Raw genomic sequence first — 23613 nt, 5'->3', positions numbered from 1 at the left:
CCTGTATCGGGCTGCTGCACTGGCATACAACGAAGTATTGTATAGGTTGTTGAAGCGCGCGCCAGAGTATTCAAGAATGATTGCCTAAGCAGTCAAGATGAGGTGTCGAACTGGATTACCAGCCCGGCTCCATGCAGCTGGTGTTCTACTTTTGGTGGGTTAATATTGACCGGCATCCTGAAAAACCGGGTGATAAGTATTTTAAGTGTGTTAGCCGATAAACAGGCAATGAAAATGGGCAGGCGACAGGCAAGCGGTGTCCTGAGAGTGATGTGGATCTTTCCGGTTATGCTCGCCGCCATGGCCTGCGACCCACAGGAGACTCCGGGCGCACAGGTACCGGCGTCAGGCAGCCCCTCAGCACCGGGCGTGGTCGGTGCAATAGCAGGCAGTGACATTGCGCTGACTGATGTCGAGCAGGCGCTGAGTCTCTCCCTGCATGACATCGATTTACAAAGGTACCGCCTGCTGCGCGGCACGCTAGAAGCCAGATTGCTGGAAGGCCTGGATACGAACGGGGCCAAGGAGCGTGTCGCAGAGATCTATCTGCAACCCCCGGTACCACCCCGGGTAGATCGTGTGGCAGGGTCAGAGCGAGTGCGCCCGAAGGGCGAGTTTCCCATTGAAATAGGGGCTTTTTGTAACCTCGAGTCGTCCCACTGCCTGCGCTTGCAGAAGCAATTGAGCCACGTTCTCCCTCTGTATGCCGGCTTGGTGCAGTCATACGACCGGGAACTGGTTCTTCCATTTCATCGCTACGCTTCGCAGGCCGCAGAGGCAAGTTTCTGTGCCCTTGAGCAAGGCCGATACTGGCAGTTTCGCGATTTGATGTTCGCCGGGTCGGGCCCTCCCGACCAGGGGCGTATTCTTACAGCCAGTCGCGGAGCAGGGCTATCGGAGGAACAATTTACCGCCTGCATGGAGAAACACGTCAACCGGAGCAAGGTACGGTCGGATGCCGAGTTGGCAAGAGAAATCGGTGTGAATTCCGTACCGGCTGTATTCGTTAACGGGCTCTACGCCGGAAGCCAGCCTGAGCCGTGGCATCTGGTCTGGCTGATTGAGCTTGAACTCAAGCGCCTGGACCTTGCATCACCCCGGATGGCATCAGCGGATAAACTTTCCGTGCTACCACTACAGGTCACGGGACTGCTGTATTCGGCTACACCGGGACTCGGCCTTGCAGCAATTGCGCCGGCCGGGGCTCGGCAAGCGGCAGGGTTTTATCGAGAGGGCGATTCTCTGGGGGGCGAGGTGACCGTGCGGCGTATTGCGCGGGACCGCGTTGAAATACTGAATCGTGGTGTTGCCGAATGGGTAGGTTTCGACGGACCGCCCGAGTTGCCGACCAATGACTCAGGCGTAGTTGAGCCAGCGGAGCCGGAGCAGGTGGCGGCGCTGCAGTATCCCCATCGGGGTGTGCCCGTCACTCTCGATCGCACTGAGGTATTGGTCCGGATGTCCGACGTGGCCGCACTCGAGGCCGATCTGGAGCCGGTACCACTGACCGCAGGCGGTTATCACCTGCTGCGGGTCGCAACCATTGCTCCTGGCGGTCTTTACGAATTGCTGGGGCTGGAGGAGGGCGATGTCATCGTACTGGTGAATGAGAAGCCGATGCACGAGGGTGACAAGCCGCTATGGAATGCGCTGCAGTCAGCGGATGAGGTGCGGTTAAGGGTGATGCGGAAGGGCGGCCTTGCGCATCACCTGACCTACCGGTTCGAGAATTGATCACCAGACGAATGGATTGTTGTTCCACAGGATCTCCGACAACTTGTTCTGGCCGGAAATACTCGGGTGGAAGCAGTCGCCACCGTTGATTTCGCTGGGTGCAAAGCCGTAATTACCGACGGCGGGGGTTGAGCTATTGAGCAGTACAGCCTGATATTCAGCCACAACTTCCACACCCGTAGTGGATGCTGTGGTGTTATAGCTGATGGCCTCTTCGGCTAGAATTTCGTTGTAGGCCTGCTGACGCTCCTGCAGCGCATCAAAGTTGGTGTCGTTCGCCGTCGCGATGGTGCAGACGTCGTAGCTGGCCCAGAAAGACTCGCAATTGACCCCGCTTTCTGCCGACTGTTTGGCGAGCCCCACGCTTCTGAGATCTTGTACCCTGGGCACACTGGAGAGGTAGACGGTGGATCCATCGGGGAGCTGGTTGACCAGTACATCCAGCCCGGCCTGAACTGCCGTACGCCATTCCTCATCACTGTAGAGGTCCGCGCCTGAACTTCGGTTGCAAAGGTCATTCCCTCCGAGTTCGACGACCACAACCGTCGGTTGGGCGGTCGACGCTACGATCGCTGCAGCCTGGGTAGCGAAATTGTTCTTGTCCAGTGCTGTCATCTCAGAGCCGGACATCGATGCGGCCTTGCTGCCACTGAAATTACCCTGCAGGGAGATATAACGGTCAAGAAGGCTGAAGACGGATGAACTTGAGCCGTCGAGAAAGGAATGCTGGTCCTGGTCGCCCCCTGCATAGCAGAAGAGGTCGAAGAAGCCTGTGTTCCCCGTGCAGGAGGCATTGTAGCCTCGCATGATACTGTCCCCGGCACCTTCCAAATGGGCCAAGCTGGCAACCGGGGTCTCACAGGTAACGTTGACATCCGTCACGTCCGCGCCGGCAATGGCCCCAGAGCTATTGACCACCGAGCAGCTCTGTCCTGCCGGCGACTGGGAAACCGTGACACTGTAGCTCGCCCCGTCGGCGAGCTCGGTCGGGAAGACGTAGATCCCGTCAGCACCCAGGCTAATCTCTTCTCCCAGGTTGTCCAGTACCAGGTTGCCCTCCAGCCCGGTGACCACACCGCCGACGCTGTAGGTCGTCACAACCGGGTCTCCGGAACAGGTGACGGTGACATTGGTCACGTCCTTTTTGTTAATGGTGCCGGAGCCGTTGGTGACGGCACAATTAACGCCATCGGGTTGTGCTGTGACGGTGACGGTATAGCTGTCTCGCCTGGCAAGCGTTGCGGCAAATGTAAACGGTCCGTTGCTCTTGTTTATGGATTCGCTGAAAGTGCCGTCAAGCTGCAGTGAGATCGTGCCACCGGCCCCGAGTCCGGTCACGCTGCCTCCCACGGTATAGGTTGTGTCATTGCCGCCACTACCATTTCCCCCTTTTGCTGCCTGTGCCGGGAGCGTGAGAAAGAGCAGGGCGGACAGTACAACGGCACTGACTCCAAGCAACAGCTGTGTTGACTTGGGTGCGATGTAATCCACGGCGTTGTTTTCAATCTTGTCCATGGTGGATCTCCCTGGCGTGATCAGTACCTGCCGATAACTGATAGGAGTTTAGTCGGGATTTGAAAAGAGAACGGAGTGAAAAGGGGGCGGAGGGTTTGAAAAGGGGACGGAGGGGTTAAATTTTGCCCAGGTGAAACGTTTGAACTCTGATTCCCGAGTTGAGACGGGTAGCCCCATAGAAAGCTCCAGCCTTTATTTAACATAATATAGATTATGCGCAGTTTCGGGTGGGGCGCTTGAGGGTGGTTCCCACCAGTAAATCAGTACCTTGGGACGCCTTCCTCGCTTGCGACATCCCATTCCTGCAGTCCGACAAACGGCTGATTCGCGGCAACAAAGCCGTCCTGGCCAATCGTAAACATGAGGCCGCCTTCTCGAAACCCGGGGAATTCGATGGCGAAGCCAACAACCTCGTCACAGATGTTCTGCCACTTGGTTCGCTGCTTATCCGGATCTTGCGCTGGAGGCAGAATAAAAATCGTCTTATGCAAATAGTGCTTTTCCCGAATCTGCAGCATTTCCCACATTGTGCCACCGCGCAATGAAGGTACGATGAAGATGGCCGTGCTGGCATCCATCAACCCCAGCACCACATTCCGCCAATTGGATTCCGTGGTCAGGGCCCGGCCCGCACCAATATGTTCACCTGGGCCGCCCAGCGCCACCAGAGGCAGTGACCGCGGTTCACCAAGGGCGAGCGCTGTTTCGAAGTCCAGGTCACCCGACTTCAATTTCCCTGTGGTGCTGAAGGCACGCAAATACAACAAAAAGCCTTGTTGAGCTGACTCGCCCGCTAACTGTTCCTCGACAATCTGCTGTGCACGTTGGTCATGGATTTTCTGATCTTCTCGCAGGAACCCCTTGATCTTGCGCAGGCGCCAGGCCTTGAGTCCGAGGTCGCAGCTTGCAATGACAAAGCCAAGCACTATTGAAAGTCCGTCGGTTGCCAGATTGTCTCCCAAGACCAGTCCGCCCACAAAAATGAACGTCATTACCAGAATTTGAAATATCTGGCTTCGACGCAATTCGGTCTCGTTAAAGGTCCTCTCGGGATCCGGTACGGTTGGATTGAGATCAATTTCACCGCCCATTATTCGATGAATTCGCTCGATAAAAAGCATATTGGCATTATGAAAATGCACAACAGCATTGGGGGCTGCATCAACCAGGGTTTCCTGCCTGCGCGGCCGCAGCGCCGTGCGGAGCGACCATAGAGAAATGATCAGAGCCACCACCAAAGACGGCCCGTAAGCAACGGATAACATGAACGCCAGTAGTGTGCCCGCGAACACAATATGCCGTACAGGATGGGCGACGCTGGTCGATAACTGTTTACTTTCATTAAAATAGCTATCAGGCAGAACAAACCCACTGCCGATAGCCGCCCTCGCCCGCCCAAGGCGTTGTTTTTTTGCACCATGGCGTCTCAGCAATCGTTTGCAGGCCCTCGAGGCGCTGGTCGAGGCGTCCCTTCCTGCCAGATCCATCGGGCCGATGCCAAATACGTCAACGCGAGTGGCGTCGGCCCCCTCCTCCAGCAGCCACTCAACCATGCCGGGAAGTTCTTTCAGGGCGGCGCAGGCTAGCGGAGTGAAACCGGTCGCGGAGGCGACGTTCACATCTGCCCCGTGACGCAGCAGGCACCTGACCAGGTCCGTGTCACAGGCCAGTACGGCATGCATCAATGGGGTCCTATCGTCCAGGGAGCGCAAGTCCGGGTCGGCGCCGAGGGCCAGCAGCAATACGCAAATATCCTCGTCACCGCATTGCACTGCGGCTGACAGCGGCGTATCCCCCTGAGGGGACCAGAAATCAAGGTTTACTGGCCCTGTGCGCTGGAACAGGGCTTCCATTTCAGGCTTGTTGCCCGGTCCGATAGTAGCGATGATATCTGCGCGGAGGCGACGTAAAGCCTCGAACTCCACTGTAACAGTCAGCTGATAGCGCTCCTGCGATATAGCGGGGAGCCCCCGGATATCGGGTAGCCAGGCTCGAGTCGTTTACTCCTTGTCACTCATGGCTTCCTTGACCTTGTCCATATCAATAGCATCGGCTGCCTTTTGCTTGTCGACGGAATCATACGCTTTCTGGTAGTCGACACCATCTTCACTCACGGCCTCCCCCAGTTTTTCCTGATCTACGGATTCGACCGCCTTATCCTTGTCGACGGCCTCCATGAGTTTGCCGACGTCCTGAGCCGACGCGCTACCGGCGAAGGGCAACAGGAGCAGTAAGGTAGCGAACAAGGTGAGTTTTTTCATCGGGCGTATCCTCTATTCGGGGCCAGAGCTCTGAGGTATATGACAGTCACGACCTGCACATTACGCGAGATCATCAGCAGTATAGTGGTGCCTCGCAGAACTGCCATCCAGACCCATTTACGACGCGATAGGGCTGCCCATTAACGGAGGGCGCAGACCTACTTAAACCAGGTCCTCCCGCCTCCGCCCACGCTTCTTGGTGCGTCGCTCCTCGTGACCCAGTGAGGCGTGAAGGTCCGTCTGCATGGAGGCGGGATGACGACGGTCCTCGGACGCTTGCCGGCGGTCATCGTGGTGTTCGTAATGGCAATTGCATTGCTCCGACCGATCGCAATCGGGAAGTGGCAGGGTCGGCATGATGATTTCCGCGTCGAGAATAGGCCGGTTGCCGATCGGCCTGACGGCTGCGCAGGCGTTCTCGTCGTGAATGATCGACGTCGCGCGGTAGAAACTGCGGATGGTCAGTGGCTTGCGCTGTTTGCGCTTGCCCTTTACCCCGCCTTCACCAGGATTTCGGCGTTTGAACACGAAATAAATGGCGAGGCCCAGCCCGAGAATTATTATCAGTGTTTTCATCGGCTCTCCTTGCATCGGGCAGCGATGGCGCGTGCCCTCCCCCAGATACCTGAGCTTACCCCTGTTATTTATTCTGCGGCAAGCCGCAATTATACAGGCCGGGTGTCCGGGATTGGTGGTCCAAAGAGATTGGGGGCCAATGGCCCCCAAGTCTGTGATGAAGAGATTGCCCGGATATCACCCGAGCGTCATGCGCCTCCTCCAGGCCACCAGGCAGATCAGGATCAGCGCAACTGTCGGCACTCCCCATGCTGGAAACACGGGTATTGCGACAGACACCGCCGCCGACACTGCCGCAGCAACCGCCGCCAGCCGGTCTACCGTCGGGTCACTGACAGTTGTGGTAGTCGGATCATCAGACAGAACATCCGTGAAGTTGGAGCCTGAGACACGCCCCTGGTTTTCGATCGTCGTCACCCCGGCGGGGATTGGATCATTGATCATTACCTCAAACGCGACCGTGGCTCCGCCACTGCCCACGACGGTTCCAATATTCACCTGAATTGCACTGTCGCCTGCAGTGTTGCCGTTTACCACAGCACCCTGGCTCGTAGTTACCGAGCCAACAACCAGGCTGGTGTTGGCATCCGGCATGTCATTAACCACTACGTCCAGCGCATCCCCGTTGGTGATATTGGAGACCGAAATGGTGTAGCCGAGCAAGTCACCCGGGGTCAGGTCACCACTGCCGTCATTATCGTGAATGGCGGGATCGAAGTTGCTGACCTTGGTCAACGTCATTGCCGGCTGTGCGAGGAACACGGTAGGCACTATCGGGGTCGGGTCATTCTCCCCTGCTTCATCCGGGTTACCGTCTCTATCTGAGTCGGGGTCCGTGCCGTTGTCGGATACATCAGACGTTGATCCGCTACCCGAATCGGCCGAGGCCTCGGCGAGATTGCTGAATGGGCCACTGGCGCCGTTCAGATTGAACCGTACGGTGAGCGTCACGGTGCCGCTGGTTCCTGTCGCCAGGGTGGAAGCACCGGCTGTTGAATTGCATCCAAAATTGACCCACTAACCCCCCACATTTGCATCGAATTTTGACCCACGTATAAAACTCCCCCTGCATAAAAAATGAGCAGGGGTTTCAGGAGTGATAGACGTGGCTTTAGTAAGTGTAATTCGACGCTGGCACCTGCGTGACGGCCTGCCGATCCGGGAGATCGCACGCCGCACCGGTCTTTCCAGAAACACGGTTCGCAAGTATCTGGCTAGCCAGGATCTCGAACCAACGTACCCTGCACGCAAATCCCCCAGCAAGCTGGACGAGTACGAGGAGACCCTGACCAACTGGCTGTTCCGGGAGTCCAGGCGGCACCGCAAGCAGCGCCGTACCGTGAAGCAGCTGTACCGGGATTTGCTCGGACTGGGTTACACCGGCTCCTACGACCGGGTCGCGGCCTTTGCCCGCCAGTGGCGCCAGGAGCAGCAGGACGCCCGGCTGCTCGCCGGCAAGCAGGCGTTTGTCCCCTTGCGGTTCGCACCCGGCGAAGCCTTCCAGTTCGACTGGAGCGAGGACTGGGTGCGGATCAACGGCGTCAGCACCAAGCTGCAGATCGCCCATGTGAAGCTGAGCTACAGCCGCGCGTTCTTCCTGCGTGCCTACCTGACCCAGTCCCATGAGATGCTGTTCGACGCCCACTATCACGCCTTTGCCACCTTCGGCGGCATCCCTGAGCGCGGCATTTACGACAACATGAAGACCGCAGTGGACAAGGTCGGCCGCGGCAAGCAGCGGCAGGTCAACAAACGCTTCTACGCGATGGTCAGCCAACACCTGTTCGAGCCGGAGTTCTGCAACCCGGCGGCTGGCTGGGAGAAGGGTCAGGTGGAGAAAGGCGTACAGGATGCCCGCCACGGCCTGTGGTACGACCCGCCGCCGTTCAAGTCACTGCAGGAACTCAACAACTGGCTGCAGGCGCGTTGCCGGGAACTATGGTCGGAGACGGCGCACCCGGAGTTCAAGGCCCGCTCAATCGCCGAATGCCTGACAGATGAACAGTCGCACCTGATGCCGGTGCCAGCCGCCTTCGATGGCTTCATCGAGCACAGCAAGCGAGTCTCTTCCACCTGCCTGGTCACCTTCGAGCACAACCGCTACAGCGCACCGGCCAGCTTCGCCAACCGGGTGATCAGCCTGCGGGTGTACCCGCAGCGGCTGGTCATCGTCGCCGAGGCCCAGGTGGTGGCCGAGCACGAGCGCGTGTTCAGCCGGGATAAACGCTCGCCGGGGCAGACGGTCTACGACTGGCGCCACTATCTCTCGGTGGCTCAGCGTAAGCCCGGTGCCTTGCGCAATGGAGCGCCGTTTATGGAGCTACCCGAAAGCTTCCGGCAGTTGCGCGCCAGGCTGATCAAGCGCCCCGGCGGCGACCGGGAGATGGTGGAAGTCCTGGCGCTGGTGTTGCTACACGACGAACAGCGGGTGGAGCAGGCTGTGACACTGGCGCTGGAATCCGGCGAGCCCTCCAAGCAACACATCCTCAACTGCCTCAGTCGGCTGGAGGAACCAGAGCGGCTCCAGCGCCTGCAACCGCCACCGGCGCTGAAACTGGTCTGCGAACCTGTTGCCGATACGGCACGTTACGACAGCCTGCGGAGGGCGCGCCATGAAACCTGATGCCATGATCACCACCTTGAAAACCCTGAAGCTGCACGGTATGGCCGATGCCATTGGCGAACTCGCCGAGCAGGCTTCCCCGGCTTACCAGCAGGCGATCCCTGTACTGGAGATGTTGCTCAAGGCGGAAGCCTCTGAGCGCGATGTGCGTTCGATTAACTACCAGATGACTGTGGCGAAGTTCCCGGCTTACCGCGACATCACCGGCTTCGACTTCAGCCAGAGCCCGGTGGACGAGGCGCTTGTGAAGTCACTGCACCGCTGCCAGTTCCTGGAGGACGCGCAGAACATTGTCCTGGTGGGTGGTCCCGGTACCGGCAAAACACACCTGGCCACCGCCATTGGTGTCCAGGCGATCCAGCACCACCGGCAGCGGGTCAGGTTCCTGTCCACGATCGAACTGGTCAACGCCCTGGAGCAAGAGAAGCAGGCCGGGCAGCAGGGGCGGATGGCCAATCGGCTAATCCACACTGACCTCGTCATCCTCGATGAACTGGGTTACCTACCGATCAGCCAGGCCGGTGGTGCGCTGTTGTTCCACCTGATCAGCAAACTGTACGAGCGCACCAGCATCATCATCACGACCAACCTCGGCTTCGCAGAGTGGTCGTCGGTGTTTGTGGACGAAAAGATGACGACGGCTCTGCTGGATCGGCTGACCCATCACTGCCATATCCTGGAGACCGGCAATGACAGCTACCGATTGAAAAACTCGACGGTGAATCAGGAAGGAGGAAGGCGAGGCAAGAAACTGAAATCTACGCCATAATCTGGCGTTCGGGGTGGGTCATTATTAGATGCAAATCCCGGGTCAGTATTAAGTGCAAAACAACACAGCAACAGGTTCCGTGAGTAATATTGCAGGGATGCTTTCGTTCGCTACCAGGCGGACATTGTCATGGTCCCGGAAATCCTCTAAGCCGACATTCAACGCCTGATCATCAGGTGTCTGCGAGACTTGCGCTAGCGGTGGGTGAACTGAAGGACGTTGGCGCGAAAACGTGACTTTCAGTGATTTTTTCTACCATCCTTCTTAGCCCGATTTCGATTCAATTCATACCTCGGAATGTTGAATTCTTCGAAGGATCCGCGTGCCAATCGCCATGCCAAGGCCAGCTGGCAGCGCCCGGCCCTTGCGGCACAGCGTGCTCCCCAGGTCAGTAATCCCCGTCCCGATAGTATTGAGCCGGCGCCCCCCCGGGCAAGCGGACTACACGCCTGCCCCGCCCGGTGTAGAATGCCCTTCCATCCAAGCGGAAAACCGCCAGGGATGATGCCGTATTAATCGACCGCCGGTAAGCTCATGACAGTTCTCTCCAGCCCACCCTTTGCCTGCCTTGACATCGAGGACCTGCCTGCCGACCCACAGTGGCTCCACCAGCAACCGCATCCGGTGATTGCTTTGGGAGAGAGCAGCCATGCGAATGCCGATATCGTTATCGCAGACGATGCCGAATTGCAGCTGCTGGCAGCGCGAATCGAACAGCATCCGCTGGCCGCCCTGACGCTGGTCCAGGTACTTCGCGCGGTAGAAATGCTGCCCTTGCCGGCAGCCATGACGGTGGAATCGCTGGCCTACGCAAGCCTGCAGTCCGGAAGCGAGTTCCGTCAGTGGCTGCAGGCCCGGGAAGCCACTCCCAGGGAAATTCACTCGCCGGACAGCACCCCGGCCATTGTCGTGCATCGGCAAGGAGACAGGGTGCAGGCGCTCCTGAATCGCCCCCAGTACCGCAATTCCATCACCGTGGAAATGCGCGACGCACTGATTGAACTGTTCGAGCTGGTGTTGATCGACAACAGTATCCGGCAGTTGCACCTGAGCGGACGAGGCGCCTGTTTCAGTGTGGGCGGCGAACTCAGGGAGTTCGGTCTCGCCACGGACCCGTCCCTGGCACATTGGATACGCTCCTGTCACAACCCCGGCCGCCTGCTATCCCGCTGTGCTGATCGCGTCCATGTCCATGTCCACAGCGCCTGCCTCGGCTCCGGCATTGAACTGCCTGCCTTCGCCGGACGCCTCAGCGCGAGTCCTGGCAGCTTTTTTCAGCTGCCGGAACTGGCTTTCGGACTCATTCCCGGTGCTGGCGGCTGCGTCAGTATCGCCAGGCGCATCGGTCGCCAACGCACAGCATGGATGGCGCTGTCGGGCAAAAAAATCAACGCGCGACAGGCCCGGCAATGGGGGTTGATCGATGCCATCTGCGATTCAGTCGACACTGTGGATTAGGTCGCCGCTGCGCCAGGTGCGGCGGACAAGTCGTTACGTACATCGTCCCAGGGTTTGTCCAAGAGACAGAGGTCCGCCGGCATGCCGGGCGCAAATTCAAGCCGCCCTGTCCCAGGAGCCTCAAGGGGGGACAGTGTGCGGCGGCCATGTCGGCGATAACACCGCGGTCCATCCGCAAATCCACACTGTCCAGCGGCCGGGCAAGCGGGCGTTCTGGATCAGGGTGGCGATGACAGGCCCTCGCGCAGGGCATAGCCGCATGCTGATTCTGCAGTCCCCGGCCGGGTTGGCCGTCCACTCAGGCGATGCTCCCACGCCCGCTGGCGATCGCTATAGTGAATCCCTTGAGGCGCAGTGGCGGTGACGCAGTGGCGCACTACCGCCGCCAGGGAAATGTCGACCAGCTGCCCCCCTCCGGCCAGCCAGCTCGCCCAGCCCGCCAGCGCGCAGTGCAGGCCGGTCATCGGGTCGGCAACGGCATCCCCGCAAATCATCCAGCGGCCGGTACATTGGTGCAGGATGGCAGACAGGCCCGCAGCAATACCCGCGTCGTCACCAAACGCAATCCATTGTCCGCAGGGATCGCTGCGGCCATGCCCTGTCAGGCTGACCCAGGTCAGCCCGGGCCGCTCGGCGAGCAAGTCCTCGGCAACGATGCCAATCTGGCGCAAGGCCCTTGGACGGGAAGCCTCCAGAACCATATCTGCCCCAGAATCAATTCCCGCAGAGCCTGCTGTCCTTCGGGAGTGTGGAGATCAAGGGAGACGCAAACCTTGCCGCCATTCAAACGTTCAAAGAATGCGGCTGAGCCCGAACGCGCACCGTCGGGGCGTTGCGTACTTTCCACCTTGACCACCTCGGCGCCGGCGGCCTGCCACAGGCGGCTGCAAAGCGGCCCCGCCCACAGGGACGACAGGTCGATGACCCGGGGCCTCCGGCGCCGCAATGCAAGCGGGGCGGCGGCGAACGAGGTCGTCCTCATCCAGTGAGAGAGTGCGTCGGGAATGATCGTGGCATCGGCCAGCGCCAGTCCCAGTTCCCTGCCCCGACCCAGGATAGCGCCGCTAGGCACAGTCGCCAGATGTGCGGCAAGGGAGGACCAGTCTCCACGCTCGACAGCGCACTCAATCCAGGCAGGCAGGAGTTCCCAGTCACTTTCGCGCGCCAGATTCAGGCCGATGGTGCCGTCCCATGTGGCCAGCAGTCGGCAGTGCCCTGTGGTGGACTGGTCGCCATTTCGCGCCAAGCCCATCACCGCGGCACGCTCAGTGAGCAGTTCGGCCCCCTCTATCCCGCGCAATACCGGGACGCCCGTCAGGGCGCGAAACACCGTCAGCGCATCATCCGCACAGCTGGCCAGGGGAACCGGACAGATCACCGGGTCTCCCAGCCCGTCGCCGGTCAGCGCCAGGAACCCGCTATCCACCATCCTTGTGGCGGGATGAGAAGCTCGATTGGTGGAAAACGGAAAGCCGTTGAAGCCGAGATCACGCAAGAGTTTCACTGCGTAATCACCTGGAGCCGGCGAAATATCCAGTGCAGCAGTTTGGTTCAAAGGCAGCAGGGACATGTGTCTTCGGGACTCACTCTGTCGTTACGAGGTTCCGGGATCAGTACGGGCCGGTCTACCAGCCCGTCAGGCCTTCCTGACTTTGGTCATGCAGGCCGTCGCCACCAATGCTACAACAATTGTCAGCGCAAAGACCTGGAAGGCGAGATCATAACCGCCAGTACGATCATAGACGTCGCCAATGAAGCGCAATGCAGCAATATTGACCACGGTATTGATCAAGGTCATCAGACCCATCGTCGTGCCGTAGGAGGCAGCGCCAAAGCGCTCCGCCACCAGCGCCGCCCAGACCGGGAGCTCTCCACCAAGAGCGATTCCGGAGACAACCAGAACCATCAGCAGCACCATATAGTCCGGCTGTACATACAATGCACCGAGTTTGATGAACACGAAGCTGATGATGACGAACATCAGGATCTTCTTGTTCATGTGATCGGAAAGGGCGCCGACCGCCAGCTTGCCGATGATGGAAGAAAATGCCGAGACGGAAACCAGGAAGGAAGCCTTCTGTGGGGAAATGTCCATATCGCTCGCGTAGGGCACCAGTGACACCAGTATTGCCTGACTCACGCCAAAGGTGATCGATACCGCTACTGACAGGCACCAGAAATCGCGGCTGCGCAGCAATTCCCGGGGGCTCCATCGCTTCATATCTGCCTGGGCGCAATGGTCAACCCGGGCCGGCGCGTCAGCGCCATCCGGGTGCAAGCCAATGTCTTGAGGGCGACTGACCACGGTACGCCAGGCGATAAAGCTGACCAGCAATGTGATGACTCCGCCCTGGAGTAACAGCGTTTCCCGCCAGGTGAGGTAGTCCAGGCTCAGAGCGATCAGCGGCACCAGCATCGCCCCTCCGAGGGAGGTGCCGGCGGCGCCCACACCCAGCGCTTTACCGCGGTGTAGCGTAAACCAACGGGAGATCACCGTCGACGCGGTCAACGGGCCGATTGCCGCAGCTCCGGGTCCGGCCAGCAGGAACAGTGACACGGCCAGCAGCCACAGGGTCTCGCTGAGTGCGATGACGGCAAACCCGGCGCCTAGCATCATGGCGCCGATCACTATGACATTGCGCGCCGGGAAGCGATCAAGCAGCTTACCCAATATCGGTGACGCTACCCCCATGCCGACCATCAGCAGAATCAGGCCGCTATTCGCCGACGCCCTTGAAAGACCGAGTTCTTCACTGGCAGGAACGACATACAACCCGAACGCATACGCGGTACAGCCAACAGCGAACATCTCGCTGACAAACAGGGAAGCAACGATCCCCCACCCTCTGAACACTGCAGGCACCTGCAACCAACCGGTTCTTGCCTGATAATGCATAATCGCTATATCCCGTTTCCAATGGCTGAAGTGAATCCTGCTGGCCGGCTTGAAAGCGAAAGCGTACCGAAAGTGGCGAGGGCGTCCATGCCCTCTGATTCTCAGTCGCAGACCGCCTCCGGCCTGGATTGACGCTTAGAAGTTGTAACGCAGATCAATCCCGTAGGTCCGCTCCAAACCGGGACTGACCCGCAAACCAGCCCGGGTGATGCCATCGGAGTTACTTCTGATATCGACCAGGTAGTCTTCGTCAGTCAAGTTTTTCACCCATAGAATGCCTTCCACTGCCTGACTTGGACTGGTCAGACCGAAACTGGCATTGAACGCGTAATAGCTCGGCGCCTTTGTATCCGGATCCAGGTCAGAGGCATAGATTCGGTCGTCGCGGAAGATGGCTTCACCCCGCAGATGCCAACCCATGCCATTGGCGAAGCTATCCTGCCAGGTCATGTTCAGGTTGGCTGTCCAGGGTGAGGTGTTGTTGACCCGGGTGCCGGAAAGATCCTGGGTGCCGGAGGGGCCGGTGCAGGCAATCGCAGCATACTGGGGACGGGTGCAAGGCGCGTTTTCGTAGCTTTCAAAACGGGAATCAATGTAGGAAACAGAGCCATCGACGACGAACTGTTCAAGTACCCGCCAGCGGAAATCAGTCTCCACACCCTCGACCCTGACCTCGCCCGCGTTAGAAACCACCGATATCGCTGTGATGGGATCGACGATCCCCACCTGGTAGTCGGTGTACTCCTGTACAAATACTGCCCCATTCCAACTCAGCGAATTGTTCAACAGGACACTTTTGAAACCGATCTCAAGTGAATCGGCGAACTCTTCATCGAAGGGGTCCACAGGGTTGGCGGTACTACCAATCACCTGTTGGTTACTGAAGTTACCAGCCTTGAAACCGCGACCATAGTTGCCATAGATCGTAAACGCTTCAGTCAGGTCATAGCTCAGGCTGAGGCCACCGGAAAGTGCGTCCCAACTCGCCGTTTGCTCCACCGGCTTGGCAGTAGCGACCGGCACGATGGCGGGATTCTGAAGCGGCAGGAACTGGCCGCCACCAATCGTGGTACTCGCCGCACCCTCACGCTCGATATCCGAGTATCGCAAACCAACAGTCAACTGGGTCCTGTCGCTCAACGAGATAGTATTGTGGCTGAATATGCCAAACTCCTGAGTATCGATATCCGGCCCAGAGACAAGCGCGATATAGCCAAGGGAGGGAACCGCTACCGTGATCGGTCGCGCCAGTTGCGCCATGTTCACGTTTCTGGAGTCCGAATAGAAAATACCATTGACCGAGGTTAACCAATCGCCATCGTAGAGAACCCTGAACTCCTCAGAAAGTGATTCCGCTGCCAGTGTTGTGACGCCGAACTGGTAGGGCTGCGGACCGAGAATGGAATCGAAGGCGATATTCGGTTCAGACTCTGACGAATCAACCACCCGGGCCCAGTCCTGGTAAGCGGTCAGTGACGTCAGGCTCCAGGTATCATCCAGAACCCACTCCAGCCGCGCCGAAGCAATTTCGGTATCGCTGTCGCGATGATTCTCGAGGTAGTCCTGCTTTTTCCTGGAAAACTTGTCGAACGGTCGCAGTTCAGCCCCGGTGGACAGCGCCAGTATCTCTGAACCATCGCCATACTCCGTTACCGTCGCCGCTGTACCCTGGGCGAACAGCTTGTGCTTCTCGTAGGAAAGGTTGGCATTGAAGTTGTCGGTCAGGTTGATCGAAACCTGGATTCTACCGCCGTGATTATCGGTCTGCTCGCCAGTATCCCCGGACATTACGTTATACACCTGGCCGTCGCCTTCGGTAGAATAACCGCTGCCGCGGATTGCTACCGCATCGCCCAGAGAAAGGTTGCCACCGGCATAGAACTGCATTAGGCCATTGTTGCCAACGTTTGTCTCGATATATCCGTCGTTGGCACCGTGCTCAGGCTTTACGGTATTGATCACAATGGCGCCGGAAGAGACGCTTCGACCAAACAGGGTGGACTGTGGGCCTTTGAGCACTTCCACGCGTTCGACTTCGTTAATATTGGTGAAGGCAATGCCAATATCAGCAAGGGGTATTTCATCGAGAAAAATACCAACCGATGGGGGGACACCCGAGTTGGCATTGGTACCGATGCCACGGATTCGTATGGCCGGGGTAAAACCGTCGCTGGCACCGGATATTTCAATCCCGGAAACCAGGTTGCCGAGATCGTTGAAGGACTTGGAAACCGAATCCTGCAGGTAATTCTTTGATATGGCCGACACGGAGGAAGGCACATCCCGCAGTGTCTGTTCACGCTTCTGGGCCGTTACAATGACTTCTTCCAGGGCAAAGTTTGATTCCTGGGCGAACAGGACTGACGAGGGCTGGCAAGCGACCGCGGCGGCGGTAATTATGTAGATCTTTTTCATCACGTACGCTCATATTGAAATGTGGTGCCGTACTGCTGCCAACGTGAACATTGTTCGCGCCGACAACAGCCTGGCTATTATCATTGGACTTGCTGGGCGGGTACTTTGATACTTTAGTGATCCTCCGCATAGAACTGGGAGAACCATTTCCGGAACTTGAAAATCGGACCGTCGCCGTCACACAGCAGCGGCTGCGGCCGGTACTTCTTGTTGTTCCAGATGATCATGTCGACCGCCTCAAATCCGGCTGAGTCCTCGCCGTCAGCCTCGCCAATGGAGTGCTGATAAACGTGCTCGGCCATTTGCCTTTCCTTCGATCCCTCTGGATAGTCCTGGAAGGTAAAGTGCATGCGCGCCAACGTGTTCTCACGATTAACTGCCAGAGAGGTAGAGAACATCAGCACAGTCACGCCTTCCACGGTGTGACGCACCACGCTGATACCCGGGCCGTGGTTCTCACCGATAATGTGACCATCACCGATGTCGAAGTGGAACACATGATCTTCGGTACGCGCTTTGCCGGCTGGAATTTCGGGCGCGCCATGCAGGAACTTCAGGTGCGCAAAATCCACGCCGTTCTCGGCAATTTCCTGAATACAGGTACCGATAGGCCATGCGCCGTGGCGAACTGGAACGAAGCCTTCCGATTCCAGTTCCGGCACGTCCGGAATTTGCCACTGTGGCTCAAGGCGCTCTGGATGGTACCAGGCCCAGATCAGGCCATAACGCTCCTGCACCGGAAGCGCGTGCAGCACGGCGCACTTTTTCGCCAGCGGAGGCAGGGATTTCGCGTAGGGAATCTCCTTGCACCAACCCTCGCTGTCGTACTCCCAGTGGTGGAAGGGACAACGGATATTGTTACCAACAACAACTCCGCCTTCCCCGAGATGTGCGCCGAGATGCGGACAGTAGGGATCGGTCACCCCCACGGATCCGTCCTCGCCACGGAACATTACCCAATCCTGATCAAATGCCTCGATGGTCTTAACCTCGCCGGAGGCCAGGTTCTCTGAAAGTTCGACGACATACCAACCCACCGGTATCGGGAAAGGACACCGCTCCAGTTCTTTGCCGACCTGAATTCTGCTTATTGATAAATCTGTCATAATCACTCACTTAATTATTGGATAAATGTAATCGCCAGTCTGGAGCCACTCCTGCGCATCCATTGCTGACGGAGACCTGCAATGCACTGGGCAGACCATGGGTTACAGAGCGGCCATAGATGCAGCCGGGATGAGATTGACCCGTTGTCCCCAAGCTGCTGAAGCACAGCCAGTTCTCGTGAAATATTGAGCTGGAGGGCAGCTGACACAGTCGTGTGTAACGCCAACCTGACTGACAACCGTCCTGGAAACCTGCCGGCAAGGTCAGGTCAAGTCGCTCGACACTTTTTATCTCTTTATTAGACAATTCACCGTGCCTCGAATAGCAAACTCCGAGGACAGTATCGGCCGGTGACTAAGTTAGGAACATTTCCGATTGTTACAGATTGCTGTGCAGAACAGCTCAGCTTGGCTGGCAGAACTGACAGCTTGCGCGTCGCGAGCCTGACTTGAAGAAAAGAAAGGTGCTAATCGCCAGATGCAGCGGACAGCTTTTCGCGATATTCAGTCGGGCTCAACCCTGTCCACGACTTCACGGCTCTGGAGAGGCCATTGCTTTCCGCAAAACCCGTCATGTGCGCAATCTCGCTGATCGGGATTTCCGGATCATTCAGCCACTGCATTACTGCACGGCGACGGATACGCTCCTTGATCAATCGGAAGCTGCTGCCCTCGTCGTCCAGTCGTCTGCGCAGAGTCTGGCTGCTCATGTGATAGGACTCGGCAACCTGCTCCATTGTCAGAAACTCGCGAACCAGCTTGAACTGATGCTCCAGCTGGACCTCGATACGAAGCGCCAACGGGTTATCCAGGCCGGGTATGAACTGGATGTTGAGATTGCGATCAGCGACCAGTTCGGTGAGTTCCTCCTCGGTCCGCACCAATCGCTTGTCGAGAAAATGTCTATGAAAGCGGATGGTCGCTGTTGCACGGCCGAACTGACAGTCGTTGCTGAATATCCGCGCATACTCTTGCATTGGCGCGCCCGGCTCGTGGGGAAACCTGGCACTGAGAATTGGAATACTGTCGCCAATCAGCCAGCAACTCATGCGGTGCCATGTCAGCAACCACCATTCACTCCAGAAAGTCATTGCGCCACCAGCCGGACTGGCGAGGTGAACTGTAAGCTCAGCGTAGTTTGCATCACTCGACAGGCTGAACCAGACCTCGTCAGTCAGCGCACGGTAGAACCTGAAACCCTTCTGCAGGGCGGAGGCCAGCGTACTTGTAGACATCACGAGTTCGATCATGACAAGAAAAACACCGGCTTTACAGGGAGTTTGGGTCAGGCCAAGAAACTCGTCTCGCAGCAACCACTTGATGTTGCGCTGCAACCGTCCAAAAAGCTCCGGTGAAATCTCCGCTGAAGGACTCAGATCGACCTGGTACTCCCGGTGACCTTCGCGCTCAACCTGGCGCATAAAATCATCGAGCATCTGGTTCGAAATCGGTATTTCGTCAAGACTTTCCAGAAGCCTCGGCGGTATGGAAAGCGCCTTGACGATAATCTCCATGTCGAAGCCAGCAGCCAGCGCCTGCAGCACCATGGCCTGGCCATAGCGTGCAAGTAGAGAACTGTGTTGCGCTGGCAGTTCGGGAATCTTCGTCATCCTGCGGGCCCTTAGAGGGCTGTGAACCCTAACTTATAGATTTATCGGTACATGAATGGGCTACGGCAAGAGCAGAGCCTACCACGCGACAATCGATTCGGCATCAATCGGCGTAAATCAGTGTGTTCATTTGTAACATCCTGCGCTGCTTCTGTAAGAATTTGGCATGGAGATGGCCTGTCTCCGGGATTAGATTGCACTCTGGCATTTCAGCAACTGCGGGAAACATCCGAATGATCAATATAAAACCCGGAGCGAAACTTTTCAGTGTCGCATGTGAAACAGAAGTCATGGTAATCAGGGGCACAGGCGAGTTTGATCTTTGCTGTGGCGGCTCGGGGATGGCTACCAGCACTCCCGAAGCGAGACATGAGTCTGCAACGGACATGGACGGGGGCACCCTGATCGGCAAGCGCTACGTCAATGAGGACGGCAGTATTGAACTTCTCTGCACAAAGCCAGGTCGAGGCAGCCTGATGGTGGGCAACAGCGTCCTTGGGATCAAACAGGCGCAAGCCCTGCCCTCATCCGATTAGGTAACAATTGCCATGAATCTGTTCACCATTCTGGATATGGCGTGCCAGGCCTTCCCACAGCGTACAGCTCTGACCTTTGAGGGAGTGAGCTATAGTTATGCCCAGTTGCATCGGGCTTCGCTGGTGGCAGCCCGCCTGTTTGGCAACAGTCAGTGCCAGGCAGTTGCCCTGCAAGATATCAGTAGCCCTGCGATACCGATCGCGCTGTTTGGCGCCGCCGCTGCCGGCCTGACCTATGTGCCGCTGAACTATCGCCTGTCGGCTCATGAGCTGTCCGAACTGCGCGACCGAATCGAACCCGCGTATTTCATCGAGACAGAGAACCGGGACGCCTTTGTTCGTGCATGCCTAGATGGGGAAGTTCCTCCATCGCCTTCTGAAATACCGATTAATCCCGATGCGGTTGCCGTTAAGCTGTTTACCAGCGGCACCACTGGCAAACCCAAGGCCGCCTTGTTACGTCACGCCCATCTCCTCTCCTACATCCTCGGCTCGGTGGAGTTTGCCGGTGCGGGCGAGGAGCAGGCCCAGCTGGTCGCTGTCCCGCCTTATCACATCGCAGGAATCTCTGCCTTTTTGAGCAGCATTTACGCTGGCCGGCGGATTGTGCTTCTACCCAACTTCGATCCTGAACAGTGGCTGTATCTGGCGCATTCGGAGTCCATTACCAATGCTTTCGTCGTACCGACTATGCTGGTACGGATTGTCGATCATCTGGAGGAGCACCCGGAGTTTGACGTGCCGGCACGTCTTGCATCCATGGCCTATGGCGGAGGAAAGATGCCGGAAGCGGTCATTCGCCGTGCCATGACCCTGTTCCCTGCAACCGATTTCACCAACGCCTACGGGCTAACTGAAACCAGTTCCACCATTTGCCTGCTGGATCCGGAGGATCACCGTTCTGCACTGCTCAGTGACGATGCCGAGGTCAGGAGGCGCCTCACATCCGTGGGACGTCCACTTCCCGGCATCGAGCTCCAGATTCGCGATCTGGAAGGCAATCCGCTTCTAACAGGAGAGGCCGGCGAGGTTTATGTCAAGGGTGACCAGGTGTCCGGCGAGTATGAGGAAAAGACCGTCATCTCCGGCGACGGCTGGTTCCCGACACGCGACGCGGGCTATGTCGACAATGGCGGTTACCTTTTTCTCTCCGGCCGGGCGGACGACGTGATCGTGCGCGGCGGCGAGAATATTTCCCCCGGCGAAGTTGAGGACGTGCTGCTGAAGCACCCAGCCGTATCTGATGCCTGCGTTGTCGGCATGCAAAGCGAGGACTGGGGCGAAGAAGTAGCTGCCGTGGTCGTGATCAAACCGTGGCTGAAAGTAAGTGTCGATCAGTTGCAGATGTATGTGCAGCAACGGCTTCGTTCGTCTCGGGTTCCAAAGCAAATTCTTTTCCATGAGGAGCTGCCCTACAACGAAACCGGGAAGCTGCTGCGACGCGTCGTGCGCGAGGCGTTCCGGAAGTAGTTCCAATGGGCCAAGACGGACCCTAGTAATAACAAAGGTGAATTTCTATGTCAGGTGTTCTACAGCACATTCGGGTCCTGGACCTATCCTGGGGCATTTCAGGCCCCATCGCCACCATGGTGTTCTCCGACCAGGGAGCCGATGTCATCAAGATCGAACCTCCATCAGGCGACCCATTTTCAGGTCAGTTGGGTTACCGCGCATGGCAGCGCGGCAAACGCAATGCTACCTATGACCTTAAGGACAGCAATGAGCGCAAGGCATTTCTCGATCTGGTGAAAACGGCCGATGTCCTCGTTGAAAGTTTCAGCCCGGGCACCACCGCGGAACTCGGAATCGACTACGCCACACTGTCGACGGTCAATCCCCGCCTGGTCTACTGCTCTATTACCGGTTACGGGAGAGATAACCCCCTATCCCTGCGTCCTGCCTACGATGCTCTGGTGGCGGCCCGTACCGGCCTGCACTTCGAGCAGCGCGGTCGCAACGGCGGGGTCTTTCATTTCTCCAATGGCGAGCCGCCGTTTGCCGATTTTGAATTCGCTCCCGACGGCGTAGTGGGGCCGCGCCCGGAAGATCGCGACGGTCCTCTGTTCCCCGCGACTTTCTGGCCCAGCCTGGGAGCAGCGTATGCCGCCATGACCGCCGTCAGCGCCGCGCTGCTGGTGCGAGCCAAAACCGGGCGGGGACAGTGGGTTGAAACCAGCTTGCTACAGGGCGCACTGACGGCCGGCACCATGGCATTCAGTTACGCGAAGCATCCCGAGGCCCCTCACTACTCTACATGGGTCAACGACTCCCGTTCCCCGAAAGGCAACTTCGAATGCGCCGATGGTCGCTGGCTGATTCACTGGGTGCCCAATCCCAGCTTTGTACTCGGCGCCACCGAAGGGTCAAGCCTCAACCCCAGCCCCGACACTTCCGCCCGCCAGGATCCGGATCGCATCATGCCGGCTGTGGACGATATGCTGGTGCTCGACCACTACTATCCCATGCTAAAATCTGCGATTCATCGTTTCACAGCAGACGAGTGGAGTGATGCAGCCGCCGTGGCGGGCCAGTGTATGCAGAAGGTACGCTCTCCCGAGGAAGCGCTCAGCGACTCCTCTTTTATCGAAGACGGTTGTGTCGTCACGATTGAAGACCCGAAACTTGGGACGACGCGGCAGGCTGGAACTCTTTACCGACTGGAAAAGAACCTCAGCGAACCACGCAGCGGTATTTCTGAGTTCGGGGCGGACAACGCCGCCGTCCGCGCGGAAGCGGCAAGATCTACTTCGTGGCAGACAACCGCCCCGACACAGACCTCCACACTATCGCGGCCGCTTGAGGGAGTACGAGTGCTTGACCTGGGCCTCGCCATCGCCGGCCCGTTCGGTGCCCAGATTCTGTCCGACCTGGGCGCCGATGTGATCAAAATCAACGCCACATACGACTGGTATTGGCATTCGAACGTAATCGCCATGTCAGCCAATCGCGGCAAGCGCAGCCTGGCTGTCGATATACGCAAACCCGAAGGCATCAGGATAGTCCAGCAGCTGGCGGAGACCGCTGACGTCGTGATCCACAATATGCGCTACAAGGCAGTGGAAGGCCGCGGCCTGGACTACGAGGCGCTGAAAGAGATCAATCCACGCCTGATCTACTGCCATACCCGGGGCTTTGAACGAGGCTCTCGCGAGCACCTCCCCGGAAATGACCAGACCGGATCCGCCCTGGCCGGCGTACAGTGGGAAGATGGCGGTTGCGCCGACGGTGGGCGCCCCTACTGGAGCCTGACCAGCCTCGGCGACACCGGCAATGGTTACCTGGCCGCGATTGCCATCATTCAGGCCCTGCTAGAAAGGGAGAAAACCGGTGAAGGCCAGTTCGTCGATACGTCCATCGTCAATGCGCAGTTGCTGAACGCCTCCCAGGTTATCGCCCGCGACAACGGCACCGGATTCCCCAGACCGCGACTGACCCCAGACGGACTCGGCTACAACAGCGCAGGATATCGTCTGTATCCAACGCAATCCGGCTACCTGTGTCTCGCCTTGGTCAATGAAGGCCACTGGCAGAGCCTGTTCCGTGCGCTGCCAGGCGGAGACTACGCCCGCTACGCAGACCCCGAAGCCCGCGAAGCTGACAATGCCGCGCTGATGGAATGGATCGGCTGCCAACTCGCCACGAAACCAGCAGAAGACTGGTTTGCCGTCCTCGACGCCGCCGGCGTACCCTGCGAGATTTCCAATCCCGAGTTCAGCCGGGAGATCTGGAAGCATGCGGATGCCGCCTTCCTGCTTGATCGCAGCTGGCTGGTTAAACTTCCGCACCGGGTGTTGGGCGAGGTCGGCCATGTGGGAATTCCCTATAGCCTCTCCGAAACCCCCGCAGGCGTACAAAGTTCACCATTGATTGTGGGCGAACAATCTCGCGAGGTGCTGCTTGAACTGGGCATTGAACCGATGGAGGTCGACAGACTGTTCGCCGAAGGCGTGGTAGTCGACGAGCGGTGTTACGCCTATGACCTGGACGAGTGTAGCCGCGACAACTAAGGGCTTGGCAAGGTGGGCCTAACATAAAAGGGCCACTGTCCCGACGGGGCATTGGCCCTTTTGCTTTAAGAGGAAACTTCACGGGGTGCTTGCGCAACCCCGTGAAG

General features: G+C 58.2%; 18 protein-coding genes. 7 read left to right on the top strand and 11 right to left on the bottom strand.

The window, feature by feature from the left end:
- The first annotated feature begins 102 nt into the window (after positions 1-102).
- Positions 103-1734 (top strand): thioredoxin domain-containing protein, encoded by a 1632-nt coding sequence (locus FV139_RS08305; RefSeq protein ID WP_148067918.1) that lies wholly within the window; start codon positions 103-105, stop codon positions 1732-1734.
- Here FV139_RS08305 and FV139_RS08300 read toward each other — a convergent pair whose 3' ends face one another.
- The 5 genes from FV139_RS08300 to FV139_RS08280 all read right to left on the bottom strand — a co-directional run bounded on the left by FV139_RS08300 (position 1735) and on the right by FV139_RS08280 (position 7037).
- On the bottom strand, positions 1735-3249 hold the full coding sequence (locus tag FV139_RS08300; protein WP_148067917.1) for an SGNH/GDSL hydrolase family protein: 1515 nt from the start codon (positions 3247-3249) through the stop codon (positions 1735-1737).
- A 260-nt stretch (positions 3250-3509) separates the two neighbouring features.
- On the bottom strand, positions 3510-5174 hold the full coding sequence (locus tag FV139_RS08295) for an ankyrin repeat domain-containing protein (protein WP_187276452.1): 1665 nt from the start codon (positions 5172-5174) through the stop codon (positions 3510-3512).
- Between the two features lie 75 nt (positions 5175-5249).
- Complete coding sequence (locus tag FV139_RS08290; RefSeq protein ID WP_148067915.1) at positions 5250-5510, bottom strand: hypothetical protein; 261 nt, start codon at positions 5508-5510, stop codon at positions 5250-5252.
- A gap of 162 nt (positions 5511-5672) precedes the next feature.
- Positions 5673-6086, bottom strand: a complete 414-nt coding sequence (locus FV139_RS08285) for a hypothetical protein (protein WP_148067914.1) — start codon at positions 6084-6086, stop codon at positions 5673-5675.
- A 177-nt stretch (positions 6087-6263) separates the two neighbouring features.
- The gene (locus FV139_RS08280) at positions 6264-7037 is read right to left on the bottom strand and encodes a DUF11 domain-containing protein (protein WP_148067913.1); all 774 of its coding nucleotides are present in this window, start codon (positions 7035-7037) and stop codon (positions 6264-6266) included.
- Positions 7038-7191: 154 nt separating this feature from the next.
- Here FV139_RS08280 and istA point away from each other — a divergent pair, with 154 nt between their 5' ends.
- From istA to FV139_RS08265, 3 genes are all read left to right on the top strand, one after another.
- Complete coding sequence (gene istA, locus FV139_RS08275) at positions 7192-8709, top strand: IS21 family transposase (protein ID WP_187276451.1); 1518 nt, start codon at positions 7192-7194, stop codon at positions 8707-8709.
- Positions 8699-9478 carry an IS21-like element helper ATPase IstB gene (gene istB / locus FV139_RS08270; protein ID WP_148067911.1) on the top strand — a complete coding sequence of 260 codons (780 nt, stop codon included), beginning with the start codon at positions 8699-8701 and terminating at the stop codon, positions 9476-9478. The genes istA and istB overlap by 11 nt, the downstream gene beginning before the upstream one ends.
- A 534-nt stretch (positions 9479-10012) precedes the next feature.
- Positions 10013-10936, top strand: coding sequence for an enoyl-CoA hydratase/isomerase family protein (locus FV139_RS08265; protein WP_148067910.1), 924 nt, complete (start codon positions 10013-10015; stop codon positions 10934-10936).
- 218 nt (positions 10937-11154) lie between these two features.
- On the opposite strand, the gene FV139_RS21305 is transcribed toward FV139_RS08265, so the two are convergent.
- The 6 genes from FV139_RS21305 to FV139_RS08235 all read right to left on the bottom strand — a co-directional run bounded on the left by FV139_RS21305 (position 11155) and on the right by FV139_RS08235 (position 18963).
- Positions 11155-11607, bottom strand: coding sequence for a CoA transferase (locus FV139_RS21305; protein WP_187276450.1), 453 nt, complete (start codon positions 11605-11607; stop codon positions 11155-11157).
- Positions 11553-12506, bottom strand: coding sequence for a CoA transferase (locus FV139_RS21300; RefSeq protein WP_148067908.1), 954 nt, complete (start codon positions 12504-12506; stop codon positions 11553-11555). The genes FV139_RS21305 and FV139_RS21300 overlap by 55 nt, the downstream gene beginning before the upstream one ends.
- Before the next feature lie 66 nt (positions 12507-12572).
- Positions 12573-13832, bottom strand: a complete 1260-nt coding sequence (locus FV139_RS08250) for an MFS transporter (RefSeq protein ID WP_148067907.1) — start codon at positions 13830-13832, stop codon at positions 12573-12575.
- A gap of 135 nt (positions 13833-13967) precedes the next feature.
- Positions 13968-16247 carry a TonB-dependent receptor gene (locus FV139_RS08245; RefSeq protein WP_148067906.1) on the bottom strand — a complete coding sequence of 760 codons (2280 nt, stop codon included), beginning with the start codon at positions 16245-16247 and terminating at the stop codon, positions 13968-13970.
- A gap of 113 nt (positions 16248-16360) precedes the next feature.
- Positions 16361-17353, bottom strand: a complete 993-nt coding sequence (locus tag FV139_RS08240) for a Rieske 2Fe-2S domain-containing protein (protein WP_148067905.1) — start codon at positions 17351-17353, stop codon at positions 16361-16363.
- Between the two features lie 467 nt (positions 17354-17820).
- Positions 17821-18963: an AraC family transcriptional regulator gene (locus FV139_RS08235; RefSeq protein ID WP_148067904.1), complete on the bottom strand. Its 1143-nt coding sequence runs from the start codon at positions 18961-18963 to the stop codon at positions 17821-17823.
- Between the two features lie 233 nt (positions 18964-19196).
- Between FV139_RS08235 and FV139_RS08230 the strand changes: the two genes are divergently transcribed.
- The 3 genes from FV139_RS08230 to FV139_RS08220 are packed head-to-tail and all read left to right on the top strand — an operon-like array spanning position 19197 to position 23506.
- Entirely contained in the window at positions 19197-19499 is a 303-nt protein-coding gene (locus tag FV139_RS08230) for a hypothetical protein (RefSeq protein WP_213004054.1), read from the top strand.
- Between the two features lie 12 nt (positions 19500-19511).
- The gene (locus FV139_RS08225; RefSeq protein ID WP_148067903.1) at positions 19512-20969 is read left to right on the top strand and encodes a class I adenylate-forming enzyme family protein; all 1458 of its coding nucleotides are present in this window, start codon (positions 19512-19514) and stop codon (positions 20967-20969) included.
- Positions 20970-21016: 47 nt separating this feature from the next.
- On the top strand, positions 21017-23506 hold the full coding sequence (locus FV139_RS08220) for a CaiB/BaiF CoA transferase family protein (RefSeq protein WP_148067902.1): 2490 nt from the start codon (positions 21017-21019) through the stop codon (positions 23504-23506).
- Positions 23507-23613 lie beyond the last annotated feature (107 nt).

Origin of the sequence: Parahaliea maris (genome assembly GCF_008064665.1) — a bacterium.
Classification (GTDB): Bacteria; Pseudomonadota; Gammaproteobacteria; order Pseudomonadales; family Halieaceae; genus Parahaliea; species Parahaliea maris.
The sequence above is the reverse complement of the archived record's forward strand: the minus strand, read 5'-3'. Positions and strand labels throughout refer to the sequence as shown.

Coding starts and splice junctions, on each gene's coding strand:
- FV139_RS08300 (WP_148067917.1), bottom strand. CDS start 3,249: ATGGACAAGATTGAAAACAACGCCGTGGATTACATCGCACCCAAGTCA.
- FV139_RS08290 (WP_148067915.1), bottom strand. CDS start 5,510: ATGAAAAAACTCACCTTGTTCGCTACCTTACTGCTCCTGTTGCCCTTC.
- FV139_RS08285 (WP_148067914.1), bottom strand. CDS start 6,086: ATGAAAACACTGATAATAATTCTCGGGCTGGGCCTCGCCATTTATTTC.
- istB (WP_148067911.1), top strand. CDS start 8,699: ATGAAACCTGATGCCATGATCACCACCTTGAAAACCCTGAAGCTGCAC.
- FV139_RS08265 (WP_148067910.1), top strand. CDS start 10,013: ATGACAGTTCTCTCCAGCCCACCCTTTGCCTGCCTTGACATCGAGGAC.
- FV139_RS21300 (WP_148067908.1), bottom strand. CDS start 12,506: ATGTCCCTGCTGCCTTTGAACCAAACTGCTGCACTGGATATTTCGCCG.
- FV139_RS08250 (WP_148067907.1), bottom strand. CDS start 13,832: ATGCATTATCAGGCAAGAACCGGTTGGTTGCAGGTGCCTGCAGTGTTC.
- FV139_RS08245 (WP_148067906.1), bottom strand. CDS start 16,247: ATGAAAAAGATCTACATAATTACCGCCGCCGCGGTCGCTTGCCAGCCC.
- FV139_RS08240 (WP_148067905.1), bottom strand. CDS start 17,353: ATGACAGATTTATCAATAAGCAGAATTCAGGTCGGCAAAGAACTGGAG.
- FV139_RS08235 (WP_148067904.1), bottom strand. CDS start 18,963: ATGACGAAGATTCCCGAACTGCCAGCGCAACACAGTTCTCTACTTGCA.
- FV139_RS08230 (WP_213004054.1), top strand. CDS start 19,197: ATGATCAATATAAAACCCGGAGCGAAACTTTTCAGTGTCGCATGTGAA.
- FV139_RS08225 (WP_148067903.1), top strand. CDS start 19,512: ATGAATCTGTTCACCATTCTGGATATGGCGTGCCAGGCCTTCCCACAG.
- FV139_RS08220 (WP_148067902.1), top strand. CDS start 21,017: ATGTCAGGTGTTCTACAGCACATTCGGGTCCTGGACCTATCCTGGGGC.